18 protein-coding genes and 1 other annotated feature are annotated in these 19,868 nt (G+C 28.6%); of the genes, 12 read left to right on the forward strand and 6 right to left on the reverse strand.

All coding sequences use genetic code 11. The features are described 5' to 3' along the window. The first annotated feature begins 3 nt into the window (after positions 1-3). Positions 4-954 (forward strand): L-lactate dehydrogenase, encoded by a 951-nt coding sequence (locus PZA12_RS05425; protein WP_077840238.1) that lies wholly within the window; start codon positions 4-6, stop codon positions 952-954. Positions 955-1,713: 759 nt separating this feature from the next. Here PZA12_RS05425 and PZA12_RS05430 read toward each other — a convergent pair. Further along, a complete protein-coding gene (locus PZA12_RS05430) occupies positions 1,714-2,685 on the reverse strand; it encodes a biotin--[acetyl-CoA-carboxylase] ligase (protein WP_103697881.1) in 972 nt (323 codons plus the stop codon). A 185-nt stretch (positions 2,686-2,870) separates the two neighbouring features. Here PZA12_RS05430 and PZA12_RS05435 point away from each other — a divergent pair, with 185 nt between their 5' ends. From PZA12_RS05435 to PZA12_RS05470, 8 genes are all read left to right on the forward strand, one after another. Continuing rightward, complete coding sequence (locus tag PZA12_RS05435) at positions 2,871-3,905, forward strand: phosphodiester glycosidase family protein (protein ID WP_242984801.1); 1,035 nt, start codon at positions 2,871-2,873, stop codon at positions 3,903-3,905. 20 nt (positions 3,906-3,925) lie between these two features. Beyond that, entirely contained in the window at positions 3,926-4,966 is a 1,041-nt protein-coding gene (locus PZA12_RS05440) for a dipeptidyl-peptidase IV (RefSeq protein ID WP_103697879.1), read from the forward strand. A gap of 491 nt (positions 4,967-5,457) precedes the next feature. Further along, positions 5,458-6,078, forward strand: a complete 621-nt coding sequence (locus PZA12_RS05445) for a site-2 protease family protein (RefSeq protein WP_103697878.1) — start codon at positions 5,458-5,460, stop codon at positions 6,076-6,078. A 98-nt stretch (positions 6,079-6,176) separates the two neighbouring features. Next, positions 6,177-6,456: a binding site (T-box leader), on the forward strand. A 187-nt stretch (positions 6,457-6,643) separates the two neighbouring features. Further along, entirely contained in the window at positions 6,644-8,335 is a 1,692-nt protein-coding gene (argS, locus tag PZA12_RS05450) for an arginine--tRNA ligase (RefSeq protein ID WP_103697877.1), read from the forward strand. Between the two features lie 454 nt (positions 8,336-8,789). After that, positions 8,790-9,923 carry an AI-2E family transporter gene (locus PZA12_RS05455; RefSeq protein WP_103697876.1) on the forward strand — a complete coding sequence of 378 codons (1,134 nt, stop codon included), beginning with the start codon at positions 8,790-8,792 and terminating at the stop codon, positions 9,921-9,923. A gap of 29 nt (positions 9,924-9,952) precedes the next feature. Beyond that, complete coding sequence (locus PZA12_RS05460; protein WP_011968364.1) at positions 9,953-10,489, forward strand: nitroreductase family protein; 537 nt, start codon at positions 9,953-9,955, stop codon at positions 10,487-10,489. A gap of 261 nt (positions 10,490-10,750) precedes the next feature. Then, complete coding sequence (locus PZA12_RS05465) at positions 10,751-11,479, forward strand: HAD-IB family hydrolase (RefSeq protein WP_011968365.1); 729 nt, start codon at positions 10,751-10,753, stop codon at positions 11,477-11,479. A gap of 14 nt (positions 11,480-11,493) precedes the next feature. Beyond that, a complete protein-coding gene (locus PZA12_RS05470; protein ID WP_077840245.1) occupies positions 11,494-12,252 on the forward strand; it encodes a ribonuclease H-like domain-containing protein in 759 nt (252 codons plus the stop codon). Between the two features lie 155 nt (positions 12,253-12,407). On the opposite strand, the gene PZA12_RS05475 is transcribed toward PZA12_RS05470, so the two are convergent. Beyond that, positions 12,408-13,289 (reverse strand): ComEC/Rec2 family competence protein, encoded by an 882-nt coding sequence (locus PZA12_RS05475; RefSeq protein ID WP_103697875.1) that lies wholly within the window; start codon positions 13,287-13,289, stop codon positions 12,408-12,410. Between the two features lie 397 nt (positions 13,290-13,686). On the opposite strand from PZA12_RS05475, the gene PZA12_RS05480 reads away from it, so the two are divergent. After that, complete coding sequence (locus PZA12_RS05480; RefSeq protein ID WP_039770465.1) at positions 13,687-15,438, forward strand: phosphoenolpyruvate carboxykinase; 1,752 nt, start codon at positions 13,687-13,689, stop codon at positions 15,436-15,438. A gap of 194 nt (positions 15,439-15,632) precedes the next feature. On the opposite strand, the gene PZA12_RS05485 is transcribed toward PZA12_RS05480, so the two are convergent. From PZA12_RS05485 to PZA12_RS05495, 3 genes are all read right to left on the reverse strand, one after another. Beyond that, on the reverse strand, positions 15,633-16,391 hold the full coding sequence (locus PZA12_RS05485; RefSeq protein WP_011968369.1) for a putative ABC transporter permease: 759 nt from the start codon (positions 16,389-16,391) through the stop codon (positions 15,633-15,635). 219 nt (positions 16,392-16,610) lie between these two features. After that, positions 16,611-16,811, reverse strand: a complete 201-nt coding sequence (locus PZA12_RS05490) for a DUF378 domain-containing protein (protein WP_011968370.1) — start codon at positions 16,809-16,811, stop codon at positions 16,611-16,613. A gap of 74 nt (positions 16,812-16,885) precedes the next feature. Beyond that, a complete protein-coding gene (locus PZA12_RS05495; RefSeq protein WP_011968371.1) occupies positions 16,886-17,356 on the reverse strand; it encodes an Lrp/AsnC ligand binding domain-containing protein in 471 nt (156 codons plus the stop codon). Positions 17,357-17,604: 248 nt separating this feature from the next. Between PZA12_RS05495 and PZA12_RS05500 the strand changes: the two genes are divergently transcribed. Then, entirely contained in the window at positions 17,605-17,925 is a 321-nt protein-coding gene (locus PZA12_RS05500; RefSeq protein WP_023973477.1) for a hypothetical protein, read from the forward strand. A gap of 223 nt (positions 17,926-18,148) precedes the next feature. Here the strand turns inward: PZA12_RS05500 and PZA12_RS05505 are convergent, their stop codons facing one another. Next, positions 18,149-19,159: a CehA/McbA family metallohydrolase gene (locus PZA12_RS05505; RefSeq protein WP_017212753.1), complete on the reverse strand. Its 1,011-nt coding sequence runs from the start codon at positions 19,157-19,159 to the stop codon at positions 18,149-18,151. 183 nt (positions 19,160-19,342) lie between these two features. Here PZA12_RS05505 and PZA12_RS05510 point away from each other — a divergent pair, with 183 nt between their 5' ends. Continuing rightward, a complete protein-coding gene (locus PZA12_RS05510) occupies positions 19,343-19,843 on the forward strand; it encodes a gamma carbonic anhydrase family protein (protein ID WP_026015891.1) in 501 nt (166 codons plus the stop codon). Positions 19,844-19,868: the final 25 nt, after the last annotated feature.

The following is a 19,868-nucleotide window of genomic DNA, read 5'->3' on the forward strand; positions in this document are numbered from 1 at the left end:
ATAATGGTAGAAAGAAAACGTAAAATATCTGTGATTGGTGCAGGTTTTGTAGGTGCAACAACAGCATATGCATTAATGAATAGTGGAGTAGCTACAGAAATATGTTTATTTGATATAAATATGGATAAAGCAATGGGAGAAGTTATGGATTTAGTTCATGGTACTTCTTTTGTAAAGCCTGTTAGTATTTATGCAGGAAGTATTGAAGAAACTAGAGATTCAGATATAGTTATAATTACAGCTGGTGCAGCTCAAAAAGAAGGGGAAACTAGACTAGATCTTATTGAAAAAAATTACAATATATTTAAGAGCTTTGTTCCACAACTAGCAGCAGCAAGCCCAGATGCTATTTTGTTAGTAGTATCAAATCCATGTGATGTGCTTGCATATATAACTTATAAGTTATCTGGATTCCCTAAGGAAAGAGTAATAGCATCAGGAACTGTATTAGATACGTCAAGATTAAAATACGTTATTGGTAAATACTTTAATGTAAATAATAATAATATCCATGCATATGTTTTAGGAGAACATGGTGACAGCGAAGTTGTTAGCTGGAGTACTGCAAGCATAGCTGGAGAAACTTTTGAAGAATATGCTAAAAAGTTCAATTTAGAGTGGGATGATGATGTAAAATCAGTAATAGAAAGCGATGTTAAAAATGCAGCTTATGAAATAATAAGTAGGAAAAATGCGACTTATTTTGCTGTAGCATTAGCAGTAAATACAATAGTAGAAGCTATATTAAGAGACGAAAATACTATTTTAACTGTATCATGTTTGATGCAGGGAGAGTATGGAATAGAAGATGTTTACTTAGCGGTGCCAACAATTTTAAATAGTAAGGGTGTTGTAAGAATTGTAAACCCTGTTCTAAATGATGAAGAATTGAAAAAATTAAAAGAATCAGCAAGTGTTCTAAAAGGGCATATTGAAAAAGTTGTGAATAAATAACTAGAATTAACTAAATGTATTTTGTACTAAGCGAAATATAAAAATACTTGCAGTATGAGTAGGTTCTAAGTTTACTGCTAAACTCTCGAAAGGGAATATATGCGTTTGTTCTGGATCTCTGAAGATTTTATCGGGTGATTCTAAGAACAGAAGTTGTGCCCAAAATGCTAGCCTCAAAAGCAAGTTTTGAACTAGCATATTTGGAACAACTTCTAATCTAAGAATCACAGCCAGCAAGATCTTCTAATGAACACTGCACAAAAGCATATATTCTCTTTCTTTATTTTGTAGTAAATCTAAATTAAATTCATATTTATACAAGTATTTTTATATTCCTGCATTTAGCAATATCCCATCTAATAATTGACTTAAATATTTAAGAGTCTATATTGATTTCTAAGTATTTCGCACATATGTTTAAAAAAGCAGCTGGTAAAAAATATCCGGCTCCACTTTTTTTTCTGTGACTTTTTTATAACTATCATCATAAATTTAGAATATTTGAAATACTAAAAATGATAGCAAAACAAAGAAAGAGAATACATATATGTGAAGCAGGCATTGAAAAATAAGCTGCTTATATCTTAATGGGAAGTTGTTCCATTTTTGCTTGTCCTGCGCTTGTCGCAGGAGCATGAAGAAATGGTGCAACTTTCTATTTAGATATATCCAGTGAAATTTTTCTAGTCATGTGGAATATATATGTATTCTCTTTCGGTTGTTTATCTAATCACTTTGAGTGTTTCCCAATACTGTTTTTTAGTTCATTCCATTAAAACTAATCTCTCCAGTAATTACAGCTTTTTCATTTCCATTGCTATCTATGACCATAAGGTCCCCGTTATCAGAGACAGAAACACAGGTAACAATTTCTTCATTATTATATGTAATTAATTTTGCCTTTCGCCCTAAAATATTGGAATGATCTCGGCAGATTGAGATTGTCTCGGAAAGATCTAATTTATTTATGAAGTTATTATATAATACTTCGAAATTATTTAAGAAAGCTGAGAGGATCTCACTTCTTTTGAAATCTTTATCATATTCAATCTTTAGTGAAGTAGCAATTGGTTTTATACTGTCATCAAAGTCACTTTCATCTATATTAATATTCATCCCTACGCCCAAAACTAAATAATGAACACTATCCATGTCACATTTCATTTCAGCTAGGATCCCACAAAACTTTTTGTCATTTAAAAGTATATCATTAGGCCATTTAATAGTTGAATTAATATCTAAATTACTTAGTGTTTTATAGACAGAAGCAGCAGCAATTTGAGTTATTTTAGGAGCTTCCGTTGGAGGAAGGTTAGGCATTAATATTAATGAAAACCAAAGACCGCCACTTGGGGAAACCCATTTTCTGTTAAATCGACCACTTCCCAAAGTTTGTTTTTCTGCAATTACTATAGTGCCATGGTCAATGTCTTTTTGCGCAAGCTCTTTTGCTTTAATATTTGTAGAATCTATTTCATCAAAGTAAACTATGTTTTTTCCAATAGCAGATGTTTTTAATAGAGGTAAAACTTCATTTTTATTTAATAAGTCGGGAGAATTAAGTAATTTGTACCCCTTATTAGAAATTCCTTCTATTATATAGCCTTTTAATTTTAAGTTTTTTATATGTTTCCATATAGCAGTTCGTGAAACATTTAAAGTAGAACTTAGGTATTCGCCAGAAACATAATCTTGAGATTTTTTTAATTCATTTAAAATTTTATCTTCCATTTATATATACCTCCTAAGACTCATTATAACATAATGTGAGTATTTAAAAGCAAAATCCAAGTACCAAATAGAATAAAATGCTGGAAAAATGAAATTATTGTAATCTAATTGAAAATATTATATAATTAGGTCTGGTGTGATTTTTATAAATGCAACTAAAATGCATTTTTAGAGAGGATAATAAAATGGATATAAATAGAAAAAATAAGAATATAAATAAGAAATCTAAGGTGAAAAAAAGCAAGAAAAAAGTAAATAAGATTTCATTTAAGACATTAGCTATATTTTTTGCATTTGAATTGTTTTTTACTGGATGTACATTCCCATTTTTACTTTTATATGGGCCATTTGATAATGCGAAAAGCCAATATGTTGGAGCAGCAATGACTTCAATGAGTCATCAATATCTGGCAACATGGTTTTTATCAGATAAAAAAATAGCAGAAATTATGGGAGAAAACTCAACTGAAGAAACTAGTGAAACTACCAATATATCTGATATTAAAGTTCCAAAGGTTAAAGACGATACTATAGAACTTCATGATATAGAAAATTCTAAGTATAATGGTTATTATTTGGTGGTAAAAGATCCAACAAGAGTTAAAATTGGAGTAAGTTCTAAATTGGGAGTTGAAGGTGAAACTACATCAACAATTGCTGAAAACAATGATGCTATAGCGGCTATTAATGGTGGAGCATTTACAGATCAATCATCTGCTGCTCAGTGGACAGGAAATGGTGGGTTGGCATCAGGAATTGTAATGACTGGTGGGGAAGTGAGAGTTAATGATGTAGGAGATAACCCAACAACAACTTTTGGGATAGATAAAAATGGAGTAATGGTTGTAGGTGACTATACAGTAGCTAAGCTTAAAGAACTTGGAATTCAAGAAGCTTTAAGTTTTGGTCCGGCATTGATAATTAATGGAAATATGGTAAAGATAAACGGTGATGGAGGATTTGGGACAGCCCCTAAAACTGCTATAGGACAAATGAAGGATGGCTCAATAATTCTTCTAGTTATAGATGGTAGAGAAATTGGAAGTATAGGAGCAACATTAAAGGAATTGCAAGAGATTATGCATCAGCTAGGTGCATGGAATGCAATGAACTTGGATGGTGGAAAATCAACAACATTGTATTACTATGGAGAAGTTAGAAATAAACCATCAAATAGTATGGGAGAAAGATCTATTCCAACAGCAGTTATTGTTAAATAAACAGAAGGTGAGGTAGAATTATGAAGATGTTTAAGAAGATAACTGCTTGGGCATTGTTATCTATACTATTACAAATTTCTGGCTTATACATTTTAGAAAATTTTATTTTTAAGCATACGTCAGAATTTAAAAGTAATAAAATAGAAGTTCAAAAAAAAGATATTACAAAAGATATTAAGGCTAGTATTCCAAGTAAAGCTAAGGATGTTAGCATATCATATGATGGTAAGTATTTAACGTATAAGTTAGATGAAGAGTTATATTTGGAGGACACTGCTACAGGTACCAGCAATAAGGTCACAACAGAAAGCAAAGGAACTATTATGTACTGTGATTGGCTTCAAGAAAGAGACATATTAGTAATAGCTGAGAAAGCCAAAAAAGAAGGAGAATCTAAAGTTCAAATTGTAACCTATAATGTAAAAAATTCAACAGAGTCTTTAGTTAAAGAAATATGCTCAGCTGAAGATGACATGGAAGTTAGTAAGATAAGTGCATCTATATTTACGAACGTGTACTATGTAGATATTTATAAAGGTGGATTAAAGAGTATAGTTTATAGAATTGACATAAATAATGATATGAGTAAAGTGTCACTTAAGACTAATGTATTAGGAAATATGCAAGTAGTTCCACATAACGATAGATTAGTATATGAAGATAAGTTGAATAGTAAATTTTTTGTTACGAGCCCTAATAAGCAATTGGTGTTTAATGGTAATAAGAATCTGACACTTCTTGGAATTGATAGAAATGATGTGATTTATGTTGGGGAGCTTAATGGTGATAAAATTACCAATATCACTTATGGAAAAGTTGATGAGGATACAGCAAATTGGAAAAAGGTAACACTTGATTCGGTTGTAAATGTTAATGACTTGTATTTTAGCAATAAGAGTGAAATACTAGTTAATGATAATCTTAAAGGTAGTGTCAAGAATTTAAGTACAGGAAAAGAAGTTGAATATGAAGGGAAACTTGTTCAAATTAAAGAAGATTTTATAGCTACGGAAGATAATAGTGGAAAATTGGTTTATAAAAGTTTAAATGATAATAAATAAAGTTGGTAAGTAAAGAGTGTTTAATTGAATTTAAATTAAACACTCTTTATTAAATTAGATCTTATAATATATATGTTGCAACTGAGCTTCTAACTTTTATATTAGTTAGGTATTTGGTTTACTAAAATTTAAAATGCAAGTTTATTAGTAAAATGTGCATAGAATAAGGTTGTAATCTAAACGAATAAGTGCACTTACATTGTTGAGATTAATCTTTTATGATATAATGTTGGAAATAAATAGTAAGCAGTGATTTTAACGTTTTATGTAAATACTTACGACAGTTATAATAAAGTTAATGAAAATAAAAAATATATATGCCTAAAAAGTTTAATTTATAAAAGTTTGTCTTAAACTATTATGGAATAAAAACTGAATAATCTTGTAAGAACAGAATTATATTATTTAGTTGCAATATATAAGTTACTTTAATGGAATTTGTTCTAAGTATGATATAATATAAAACATACATATCGAAAGAGGAGGAAAACATGAATTCAATACTTAATATGATTTTAATGATTCCGGGAATGCTTATTGCATTTACATTTCATGAATATGCTCATGCATTAGTAGCTGATAAGTTAGGGGATAAGACACCGAGATTTCAAGGAAGATTAACATTAAACCCAATTGCTCATATTGATCCTGTAGGGTTTGTAGCGGTACTTATCTTTAGTTTTGGTTGGGCAAAGCCAGTACAGACTAATCCGTCAGCTTATAAAAATTATTATAAAGATGATTTAAAGGTAAGCTTAGCCGGGCCGATTGCAAATTTTATAGTTGCTATAGTAGCTGCATTGGTGTTGGGGATTTATGTAAGGTTTGTATACGGATTTCTGCCAATGGCATTAGCCGGTGTACTATATTCAATGATATATTTAATAATTGTAATTAATATAAACATAGGATTATTTAATTTGATACCAATACCAGGATTAGATGGATTCAGTCTTTTAAGAGATTTGAAGCCCAATACGTTCTATAGATTTGAAGAAAAGTTTTATCAATATCAAATGCTAATAATGCTAGCATTAATATTTGTTGGGGGAAGAATAATACATATTCCAGCAGAAATAATAAAAAATGCATTACTAAAGATTTTTCTATAATATGAAATCCCCTGTAATATAATAGTATATTCAGGGGATATTGAAATTTAAGTTGACAAAATTTAAGATAATTTGTATAATATATTATCATTAATATTGAAAATTCTAAGAAGAGGAAAGTAGTTTAATTGATTCCTTAAGCGAGTGGGGAGACGGTGTAAGCCCTATGGATAGATTATAATGAAGAGAGCCTTGGAGAAATCACCTGAAATAAGTGGTTAAAAAGATAATAATTTAATATAGCTGATATGATATATAAGTTATTATTTTTAAACCTTTAGTAGGGCTGGTCGCAAAAAAACTTGCGTTAAAAGTTAAGGGGTATTTTATTTATATAAAATACAATTAGAGTGGTACCGCGGATAGTTCGTCTCTTTGTTTAAGAGATGGGCTTTTTTTGTTCGTATTATAACATATTTGTGATAAATTATATAAATACATTTATTGCAAAAAGTTAAAAATAATAATTAGTATTAAAGTTAAATGATTAGCTATAAGTCTTACAGGTTAGTAGCTCCTGTTGAATTTAAGATAATACTATTTAGCCAAAATCAAGGAGGATGTTATGGATTATAAAAGTAAAGTTGCAGAACTAATAAAAGAACATGTGGAATTAGAAATTGAAACTATTGAAAAATTAATTGAAATACCGCCAAAGCCAGAAATGGGGGATTATGCATTTCCATGTTTTCAGCTATCAAAGGTTATGAGAAAAGCACCTAATATGATAGCAGAAGAATTAAAAAAAAATATGTCTACTGAAGGATTTGAAAGAATTGAAAATTTAGGACCATATGTTAACTTCTTCGTTGATAAAGGAGTATTTGCAGAAAATACAATCAAAAAGGTTTTAGAAGATGGAGAAAATTATGGAGCGTCAAATATAGGAGAAGGGAAAACAGTCTGTGTTGAATACTCTTCACCTAATATAGCAAAACCTTTCCATGTTGGTCACTTATTCACTACAGCTATAGGTAATTCTTTATACAAGATGTTTAAAAAGGAAGGATATAATACTGTAGGATTGAATCACTTAGGAGATTGGGGAACTCAATTTGGTAAGCTTATAAGTGCATATGATAGATGGGTAGATGAAGAAGCATTAGAAAAGGCTCCGATTGATGAATTACTTAGAATATATGTTAAATTCCACGAGGAAGCTGAAAAAGATCCTTCATTAGAAGATGAAGCAAGAGCAAACTTTAAAGCATTAGAAACTGGTGATGAAAAAGCAACAGCTCTTTGGACTAGATTTAGAGAATTAAGTTTAAAAGAATTTGAAAGAGTTTATAACATTTTAGGAGTTAAATTTGACTCACTAGCTGGAGAAGCATTTTATAATGATAAAATGGATGTTGTTGTTGATGAGTTAAAAGAAAAAGGACTTCTTGTAGAAAGTAATGGAGCTCAAGTTGTAATGCTTGAAGAATATAATATGCCACCTTGTATAGTATTAAAAGGTGATGGTGCATCAATATATGCTACAAGAGATTTAGCAGCTGCTATGTATAGAAAGAAAACTTATGATTTTCATAAATGTGTTTATGTAGTTGGAACTCCTCAAGCACTTCACTTCAAACAAGTATTTAAAGTGTTAGAACTTGCAGGACATGAGTGGGCTAAGGATTGCGTTCATGTAGGTTTTGGATTAGTTAAGTTCGCAGATAGAAAACTTTCAACTAGAAATGGTTCAATTGTTTTACTAGATGATTTATTACGTGAAGCCGTTGAAAAAACTATGGAAGTTATTAATGAGAAAAATCCTGAACTTGAAAATAAAGAAGAAGTAGCAAAGAAGATTGGTGTTGGAGCAGTAATCTTTACGTATCTTAAAAATTCAAGGGAAAAAGATATTGTCTTTGATTGGAAAGAAATATTATCATTTGATGGAGAAACTGGTCCATATGTTCAATATTCATATGCAAGAGGAAATAGTATATTGAACAGAGGTAAAGAATGCATTGGAACTGTTGACTATAGTAAATTATCTTCAAAAGAAGAATTTGAGTTAGTTAAGAGTATAGCTAACTTTAATAGCGTAATAACTTTAGCGTTAGATAAGTTAGAGCCTTCAATATTAACAAGATACGTAATTGAAGTTGCAAAAGGATTTAATAAATTCTATAATGCACATTCAGTATTGAACTTAGAAGATGAGGATTTAAAAGCTACAAGATTAAACTTAGTTAAAGCAAGTTTACAAGTAATAAAAAATGGATTAGAGTTACTTGGAATAGATGTAGTAGAAAAAATGTAGTTAATTAATATTAAATTTATTATAATTTCTTTAAATAGAGGGATGTCTTATGTAACAACCCTCTATTTTCATTACTTATAAAACTACCTAAATCTAATTATCCTATGATTTCTAGATAATTTTAGGTGAGTTTAAGCTTTTATGATATATACATGTTGCAATTTACAAAGTATACTTCACACTTCACAGTTTACAATTACAGCTAAAATTCTTGTAATATTTTTAGAATTTGATGAAGAATTATTTTTGCAATATATATATTTAAATAGAATATTTTTGTGAATAAAAATGTTTTATTTTATTACCTGTTGTAAGAGATGAATATTTATAAAAGTAGAGGGGGTGCATATAGGAGCATCCTATGATATTTTTTGACTCGTTAATTTCTTTTATATGCCTTAAAAAAGTGATATATGGTATAATTGAAAAAAGCATGGAAAGGATGTGGGATTAATTGTTCATAAATAGAAATATTAAGTATAGGGATATATTAATATTTGCTTTAATAGGTGTAATTGGATACAAACTTATAGATAATTATAATTTTTTCTTTGATATAGGCAGAAAAGTTTTATCTATTATGTCACCTTTTATATATGCTATTATTTGTGCTTATATATTAAATCCAGTAGTAAGTTTTCTTGAGAATAATTTTAAAACTAAAAGAGCAATATCAATATTGATTACATATTTTATAATTATAGCTTTAATTATTATAATATTATTTTTTACGATACCAAGTATAGTAGACAGTATAGTAAATATAACTAAAGAAATGCCGGCCTATGTGGAAATTATACAAAAGTGGATCAATACTCTTCTTCAAAATGAAAGAATAAAGACACTGATTGTACAAGCAGGACTTTTAAATAAGCTACAAGAAATGTCAAGCCAGATAGGAAGCGTAACAATAGGGCTACTACAAAATTTTATTATGTACTTATTATCATTTACATCAAATTTAGTAAGTGTGATTTTTGGTTTTTTAATTTCAATTTATGTGTTAGTGGATAAAGAAAAGTTGTTAAAGCGTGCTAGAACCATAACATATATGATTTTTAATGAAGAAAAGGGGAATAAGTTAATTACATTTATTAGAACCTATAATAAAATGATAGGAGTTTATATAGGTATAAAGGCAATTGATTCTGCAATAATAGGTCTTATATCACTTATAGGTCTATTAATTGTTGGGGAACCATATGCACCACTAATAGCGCTGATAGAAGGGATTACTAATATGATTCCTTATTTTGGACCACTCATTGGTGAAGTAGTCGGTGCGGGAGTTGCAATCTTTGTTTCACCTATGAAGGCTTTTATGGTATTTATACTTTTACTTTGTATTCATCTTTTTGATGCTTGGTACCTTGATCCAAAGCTTATAGGAAAAAAGGTTGGAGTTAGTCCATTAGGGATAATATTGGGAGTTGCAATAGGCGGTGGTTTTTGGGGACCTTTTGGAATGCTTCTTGGGTCGCCTACAATGGCAACTATAAAAATATATTATGAGAAGACAGTGGAGGAGTTTAAAAAAAGGAATCCAGGATTAGTTAAGAAAGAAAGTCTTGGAGAAATTGATTTATAAAGAATTATAAAGAATTTAGGAGAAGTTTTATGAAGGAATTTATTGATTTATTAAATGAACGTCAAAGTTGCAGAAAGTATTTAAATAAACCCGTTGAAAAAGAAAAGTTAGTAAAATGTATTGAGGCTGCAAGATTAGCTCCATCAGCATGTAACAGCCAACCATGGCATTTTGTAGTAGTGAATAATAAAGAGCTAGTGCCTAAGGTTTCAGAATGCTTACAGGATGCAGTTATGAATAAATTTACTACAGAATGTCCAGCTTTTATAATAGTAGTGGAGGAAAGTGGAAATTTAACTTCACGTGCTGGAGCATTAATTAAACAGCAGGATTATAGATCTGTTGATATTGGAATTGCAACTGAGCATATATGTTTAGCAGCAACAGAACAAAATTTAGGTACTTGTATTTTAGGTTGGTTTAATGAAAAAGAACTAAAAAAACTTTTAAATATAAATAAATTAAAGAGAATTAGACTAGTGGTGGCTGTTGGATATCCAGAAAATGATAATATAAGAAAAAAAGTGCGAAAGAATATAGATGAAATTCTAACTTTTATAGAATAGTCATGGATAAATTTTAACGACACTATCAATAATAAATATATTTGGTAGTGTTTTTACTTATACAATTTATAATATATATTGCAAAAATAATTCTTTATCATAATTCTAGAAATATTGCAAGAATTTCAGTCGTGATTGTGAATCGTGAAATGTGCATTGTGAATTGCAACATATATATTTAAATTAATCAGATAGATTTTATAAGCTTTTCTGAAATGAAAAAATAAAGTATAATAAATAAGTATAAAAGGATGTGAGTTAATGGCAAATATAGGTGCGTTTTTTGATTTAGATGGAACTTTATACAGAGAAGGACTAATAACAGAAGTATTTAAAAAGATGGTTAAATATGAAATTATAGGTTCAGAAAGATGGTATAATGATTTAAGGCCTTACTTTATGAAGTGGGATAAGAGGCAAGGCGATTATGATCAATATCTGTTGAAAATGATTGATATATATATTGAGTCAATTAAAGGATTACAGAAGTATCAAATGGAATATATAGCTAAGAAAGTTGTAGAACAAAAGGGCGATAGAGTATATACTTTTACGAGGGACAGAATAAAGTGGCATCAAGCTAATAATCATACTCTAATTATAATATCTGGATCGCCTTCAGAACTTGTTGGAGAGATGGCCAAGAAATATGGCTTTACAGATTATATAGGTGCAAAATATATTATAGATGATAAAAATGTATATACAGGGCAAGTTACACCAATGTGGGATAGTAAAAGTAAATCGAAGGCGATAAATGAATTTGTTAAAAAGTATGATATAGATTTAAACGATAGTTATGCATATGGAGATACAGCAGGCGATTATACTATGTTTAAAAATGTAAAACATCCTTATTGTATGAATCCAACTAAGGAACTTTTGCAAAAAGTATTGAAAGATCGAGAATTAATAAAAAGAGTGAATGTTGTTGTTGAAAGAAAGGATGTAATATACAATTTGGACATTGAGGATATACAATTCTTATAGAAAAGAGTGATACTGTGATTATTCGTGAAAATAAGGTGAAGGTTGAAGAATATAGTGAAGAATTTATGATGAAGTCTCAAGATAAAGAATATACACCAGAAGAAATTATCTTCTTTGATTTAGAGCATTATGTATATAAGAAGCCTAAGTGTATTGGAGTATTTGGGGCATGTGAGTATGATAAGAAAAATAATAATATTCTAGTAACCCAATATATGATTGAAGATAGAGATGAGGCGACACATATACTGTATCTCGCTAAAGAATATTTTATAAAGATGAAACAAAAAGGAAAAAAGGCCATTATCACTTTTTCAGGGAATAATGATTTTTCAGTTATTAATTATCTTTTCAAAGAAAATAATATATATTATAATTTTAGTGAAGAATTTGATTCGATTGATATCCAAAAGGAATATGAAAAGAATAAAAAATTGTCTATTGGGCTTAAAAAGTTAGAAAAAGTTTTTGATATTGTAAGAGAGGGAGAGGTAATCAGCGGATCTAATTTAGCTAAAACTTTTCACAAAGTTATGAAGGATAAAAGCTATTTCAAAAGAATGCCAGAAGAGAAAATTGAAAAAATTCTTCTTTATAATGAGCAGGATGTTATAAATTTATATTATATATATGTAAACTGGAAAAAATATATTTATGAAGATATTGAAGATATTATCGAAGAAGCTATCGCTGAAGATGAAGTTGAAGATTTAGAAAATTTAGAAGAAGAATATGATATTCAAGAAAATTCATTGAATAATAATTCTAATTAATGACTGCAAAATAAATAAAATAGAAATAAATAATTTAGAAATAATTAAATTTTATTTCTGATTTTTAAATGACTCCAAGTTTTTGGGGTCTATTTTAATGCTTTAAGAATAGCTAGGATGCTTTTAATATAATGAAGCATCCTTTTTATGTTGAGTTATTTTTTTGATATGTTAGAGCCGTCTGAGCAAATGACGATGGTTCCATCTTTATCTGTTCTATAAGTTTTTATATTGTTTTCATCTAATAATTTTGTAGTAATAGCATCAGGATGATTGTATATATTATCTTTACCTACAGATATAACTGCTATTGAAGGATTAACTTTTTTTAGAAAGTCTTTACTAGTAGAAGTTGAGGATCCGTGATGTCCCACTTTAAGCACATCTGCGCTGATATCTTCATTATTATTAAGAATTTCTTTTTCTACTTCCTTTTCGGCGTCACCAGTAAATAAAAAAGAAGTGTTACCATATTGAATTTTTATTACAGGAGAGTAGTTGTTTAAATTATCATAAAAATCCTTATTAGGAGAGAAGACATTTATTTTAGTATTTTCACCTAAGTCAATAGAATTACTATTGTTTTTCAATACATGTACCTTTAAATTCTTATTTTTTAAAGCATCTACCATGTCCTCAAAGCTTTTTGTAGTAGATTCAACTTTTGGAGAATAGAAAGTTCCTATACTATAAGTTTTTATTATATCATCCATATTACCAATATGGTCTTCATGTGGATGAGTTGCAATTACATAATCTAATTTATTTAAGTTTAGCCCTGATAAATAGTTAAAAAGTTTTCTTCTATCAGATTTAGGCCCAGAATCTATTAAAAGATTTTTGTTATTTACTTGAACGAGAATGCAATCGCCTTGGCCTACATCTATATAATGAACGAACATCTTGTTTATATCAGCGTTATTGGCTTTATTTGAATTGAATTTTGTAAGGCCACAACTTACTATGGAAAATGAAAATAATAGAATTGCAAGAAAAGTTAATAAATATTTTTTTACATTATACTTATTTTTGTTCATAAAAAAGTTGTCTCCTTGATTACATAGTTTTAATATAATTCTACCATTTAAGGAAATGTAATGGAAACAAAATTATTCTAAATGCAAGCAAAAGAAAAATAAAAAGTTAAAATAAAACACGAACAAAATTGTAAAAAGACGATATAATATTCATATAATGAGCTTTCTGAGCTTTTTTATAGCATAGTCAGATAGGGGTGGAGGAATTAACTTTGTTGAATTTTAATTTAAGAAATTTCTTATGAACTCGAGTTATTTTTAGATGAAAAAAACTTTAAAATGAAAAATGCAAAGGTTGAATATTGCAAAAAGTATGATATAATTATTTCAATATGTGGAATTTGAAAAGAAAAATGCAATATTTAAATATGAAAAAATTCATATGGGGGGCCATGAAATGAAGAAAGAATTTTCTATGAGTAATGACAAAGTGATGATAAACTTTACAGCAAAGTACTGTAATAGCTTTGAGGCTATACTAGAAAGTGATGGATTTAGACGAATTTTAGAAGTTTATCTAAGAAGAGCTAAAAAGAAAAATTCAGTAGCATACAGATATTTAAGTAAGACATTAGATACAGATAGTCTTATAGATATTAGGAGAGATTTAACTGTAGTAATAAAATATTTAACAGTTATGAGTGTTGAGGAAATTATAGAGATTAGTGACTCATATTCGAAACTATTAGAGGATAGGGACAAGTTTGTAGTATTTATAGAAGATTTCTATTTATTTTGGAGAAAGCTTGAAAGATATACAATAGTTCATAGATATAAGGTTCAACAAGGCCTTGCAGCAGTTAGTTTTACAGAAGCAAATGCTAACTTTTCTACATTAATTCTAAGTTTGTACAGAAAAATTGAACAGCATGTTGCAGGATATCAGCCAAAAGTTTATAGACAAATACCAGCTGGTGGAAATGCCTGCATAATGATTCATGAAATGGAATGGGTAAGACCAAATGGATATGAAGTTTTAGAGGAAGTACCATTTATTGATCATATACTTTTAGAAACACCATTTATAACTTATCCTAAAAAGAATACAAGAGATGGAATGTTCACAGAGATAAAATATAACCCATTAAAGTATGCACAAATAAATAAAGAGCATTGGTTTTGTTATCCAGCTAAGATAGGCGGGTTACTTACTTTTATTTATTTCCATAGAGATTTTATGGAACATGGAATAACTTTATGTAATCTGTTCGAGATGGCTAGAAGTGAAGAAACAAGGGGAAGAAAGCCAGACATTATTTATGTATATGGAGCTAAAGATAACGATGAAGATCTAAAAACAGTGTTCTTTGATGATGTTCAAAATGATATAATGCTTGGATATGTAAATCATTCAGAAAAGATAGATTATTTTGGGTATATAAAGAAGATGACATTAACATTATACAACTTAATAATGATAAAGAGAGGATATTTGCCAATACATGGTTCAATGGTGAATATTATTTTAAAAAGCGGAGATGAAGCTAATGTTGTTATCATGGGAGATAGCGGAGCTGGTAAATCTGAAAGTTTAGAAGCTTTTCGTAGTTTAAGCGAAGATTATATTTCAGATATGACTATTATCTTTGATGATATGGGAACTTTTAAAATAGAGGATGGATTAATTAATGGATATGGAACTGAGATTGGTGCATTTGTCCGATTAGATGACTTAGATCAAGGATACGCCTTTAAAGAAATGGATAGAAGTATATTTATGAATCCGGATAAGGTCAATGCTAGACTTGTAGTACCAGTAGCATCATATAAGGAAATATCAAAGGGACATCCAATAGACTTTTTCTTCTATGCTAATAACTACGACGGCGTTAATGAAGGAGAAAAATATTTAGATTACTTTAAAACTCCAGAGGAAGCCATTAAAGTATTTAAAGCAGGTGCTAGAATGGCGAAGGGAACAACAACGGAGAAGGGCTTAGTAGAGTCATTTTTTGCAAATCCATTTGGGCCAGCGCAAAAGCAGGATGAAACAAATATTCTTATAGAAAAATATTTTAATACAATGTTTGAAAATGGACAAGTAAAAGTTGGACAAATTAGAACTTGTTTAGGTGTAAAAGGGCAAGAAAAAAATGGGCCAAGAAATGCAGCTATAGAATTATTCGATGAAATTAAAAAGATGAAATAAGTATTAAGGCACAATCAAATAAATAAAAAGTCCATTTGCCAGCCTATTTCCCCTTATGCTACGTTGGAAAATCGACCTAATAGACCCGCTATGAGGGCAATTTGTCGCATTGCCTAATGAAAAATATCCATGGCAACTTTGGACTTATTATTTATTTTCATGTGCCTAAAAGAGATTAAGGTAAAGCATTTACCTTAATCTCTTTTTAATTTATCTCTTAAAGCCTTAAAAATATTTAAAGATCTATAAGAAATACTTGAAAAGTTTTGTCTTGATTGTCTATTATATAAATTCATTTTTAGCTTACTGAAAAATGATTCAAAGTGTCTAATCCTACCAACAGCTTTTTCTTTTGTAAAATTCAATAATGAACTTGGTTTATCAAATAAAAAATTAGCTGGCACAAATTGAAATGCAAAAGACATTTTTTCAAATTGCATTAAAGAAGCTATAGTTAAACTAAAATCAATAAGATAATAAATAATAATAAAGAAAATAAATACCTCACCAAGTGTTTTGGGAATATTATTGATTATGTTTACCACTATAGGATGTATTATCTTAATTATGCCTACCTCACCAACTCCCCAGAGTAGAGAATAAAGTAAACAAACACGACCATGTATATTAAATGGATCGTCAGTATAATCCCACCACTTTGTCTTAAATGCTTTTTCTAATACAAAACCAGTAATATATTCTAAGACTGTTGTAAAGAAACAGGCTAAGAAGAATAAGGCGAAAATATTATGTTTGTAGTTATCAAGAAAGACTACAAGAAATAAGACACCGAATCCATATATAGGACAAAAGGGACCATATAAAAATCCTCTATTAACAAACCTACGTTCATTTTTGAAATAATACAAGACTTCGAGGCACCAGCCAGCAAATGAATAGAATACAAAAAAATATATTAAATTATAAAAATTAAAATTTAATACTGTACGCAAATGTATACTAACCTCCTAGTAAAATATAAGTATTAATAATTTATTCCATTATATATCAAAACATAGCTAAAGAAATATTAATTTTACATTAAAAATTTCTTATCACTATGTATAAAGCTTAAGTATAAATAAATATTATATTGAGATTAGCAGCGATAGAATTAGCGTTTAAGTCATTTTTATTTTAACAAATATAATATTAATATTTATTATGCTGCATTATACTCTAGATCTTTCTTGAACGAAAAAAGAGATAGAATATAAACTAGCAATTCCAACTAAACAATAAATTATTGTAGATAACATTGAAAAACTTCCAAAAAGGAAATCTACTAAGTTAAATCTAAAAAAACCTATTAAGCCCCAATTAATGCCGCCTATAATTATAAGGGCAAGTGAAATTGAATTTAAAATTTTCATAAAAAACACACTCCTTATTATAAGATACCTTTAGTATGTATATAAAAATGTGTTTTTATTCTATTTTTTTATAATTATTCTAATGATATATTTCTGTCTATAGGTTGAGATAGAGAAATAAACGTATCAGTTCTTTGTACTCCATCAATGTTATTTATCTTGTTAAGTAAAACATTCTGCAAATCTAAAATATTAGCACATACAACTTTAGCAAACATAGAATAATCACCAGTAGTTAAATGCAATTCAACTACTTCCTTTATGTTTGACATTTGGTCAAATACATAGTTAAAAGAAGATGTTTTATCAACATAGATACCTACAAAACAACATACATCGTATCCTAGCTTAGGAAGGTTTAAAATTATTCTAGAACCTTTTATTATTCCTAGATCTTCCATTTTCTTCATTCTTACATGAATAGTACCACCGCTTACGTGGCATATTCTGGCAATCTCCAAGTAAGGAGTTCTACAATCTTTTATTAATAAGTCAAGTATTTGTAAATCTAATTCATCTAAATGATTATTTGAAATTAAATTCATTATATCACCTCATATCTTTTATATCATATACTTTTTCTATTTTATCAAATATACGCGAATAATTAAAGATAAAACTATAAATTTGTTAAAAAAAAATTATAATATTGATATTTTAATAAAAATTATTACTTTTTGATTACAATGTATACTGATGAAATCAACACCAATTAAAAGGAATGCTTGATAATAGTTTATATATAAATTATCATTAACCATATAGACTTTTTTATAGGAGGATATGTGAGTAGATGAATCTTTTTACATCAATTATTTTATTTGTAGTAATGCTTCTTGTTATATTTGTAGCTTATGCATTATGCAAAAAATTTATATTTGGTAAAGTGCGTATAAATAAGTGGATACCTTTAGCGATAGCTGCAGTATTATTTGCAGCCCAAATATTCGTAGGTGCATCAAATACTTATATTTCAAGTGGATTATCTATTTTTGCAGTTCTATTTTTCTTATGGTTCATGGATATTACACAAAGAGGCGGACTTAAGAAAAAAGAAAAGCAAATAGTGATTAAGCCAAAAGCTAAACCAAATAGAGTTAAAAAAAATAAATAGAAACATAGAAAAGAAATAGAATGTATGATTTATAACAATGTAAATGTTTTGAAATTATATATTCTATTTCTTTTTATATGAATTATTTTTTTAAGAATATATATGCGTTGCAAAAAATCTTCATCATAATTCTAAAAATATTGCAAGAATTTTAGCTGTAATTGTGCATAGTGAATTATGAATTGCTAATTGCAACATATATATTTTAAGTATATAAACAATATTATTCTTGACCTCTAAAAATGGGAGAACTAATAGCGATTTTGTTATTATCCAGTGCTATCTTTATTACATACCACAACTCAGTTTTTAAGGGCTCGTGAGAATACAAGTATTTTACTTTATTTAAATTCAAGTTAGATATTTTTTTTATTATAGTCCCACCAGTAGATATTATATCAATTTCTAATATTTTGTGATTAGGATCATGGGCAAAAATTGAAAATTGTAAATTATCATCTTCCATAGGTATAATATCGCCCATAAATTCATTATTTATTGTAAAGTACATAGTTAAAGTTCTGGATTCTGTTGAATAAGTGTGTCGTTTTCTAAAAGCGTCGACTAGAGACTGAGTTGTAAGCTCTTCTGCAATTATACATGTTAAATTTTCATCGTCACCAAAGTTTAATCTATGATTATCCTGACCATTGATTGCGCCTAGTTTCCAGTTTTTATCGAGTAAATGGTAATAATATTTTTCATATCTTAAATACTTGTTTGGATAAGATCCATTTCCAACTTCTATTGAAGTTATTAGTTTATTTAAAATAGAGTTGTATTCTAAATATGTTATTGTTTTGTGGGGATGGTTAATTGAAATAAATGCATTAGGATTATTAAGCATCCATAAAACTAATAGTTGCATATTATTTACTGTTCCAGTAAAGAACCTGTTTGGATTTACTACATTAATGTCTCCAAACGGATTAGTTTTGCTTTCAAAACCAACCACAGCTAAAAAGTTTTCATGTTTTTTATTATAACGAACAGTTAAATATTTTAGCGCATCCCATCTACTTAGCTCAGAGCTTTTTACTTTTATTGTTTTTGTTAAATGATTATTATGGTCTGTTAATATAAGGAAATTAAGGCCGTTATGTCGTGCATAATCAAATGCTTCAATTGGAGTTCCATGTCCAGTGGAAAAATTGCAATGGGCATGAGGAATTCCATAGTAAAAATTCAGATCATCTATATTAAGCTTATTTTTAGGTGATTTTTTTTTCCCCAAAGTTATTACCTCTAAAAATTATTTATAGTATATATATATTGCAATGCACAATGCACAATTCACAATTAATAATTAATTATGGTTTAAATTATTATTTTATTTCGTATTTCTAAAGTGAGCAAAATAATGACAATAAGTGAATGTAATGTTAAAATAACCTTAGTGTTTAGTGAGGTGATTGTTATGGTGAAAATTTATAAAGACAAAAAACCTGTTTTGGATAGCGATATTTATATTTCAGAAACTGCAGTAATTATTGGAGACGTAACACTTAAGAAAAATGCGAATATATGGTTTGGTGCTGTTATAAGAGGTGATGAAGCATCAATAACTATAGGAGAAAATACAAACATCCAAGAAAATTGTGTGGTACATGTTGATTATGGATATAATACAGTTATAGGAGATGGTTGTACTATAGGGCATGGCGCAATAATCCATGGATGCACCATTAAAAATAATGTTTTAGTAGGTATGGGATCAATAATATTAAATGGAGCAAAAATAGGCAATAATACAATTATAGGAGCAGGAAGTCTAATAACTCAAAATAAAGAATTTGAAGATGGCGTTTTGATACTTGGAAATCCAGCAAAAGTGATACGAAAGTTAACACAAGAAGAAATTGAAGGAATTAAGAAATCATATATAAGTTATCTGGAATTGAGTAAAGATTTCAAGTAATTTAGATTTAACATGTTTTATATAA

The organism is Clostridium beijerinckii (genome assembly GCF_036699995.1).
In the GTDB taxonomy this organism is placed as follows: domain Bacteria; phylum Bacillota; class Clostridia; order Clostridiales; family Clostridiaceae; genus Clostridium; species Clostridium helianthi.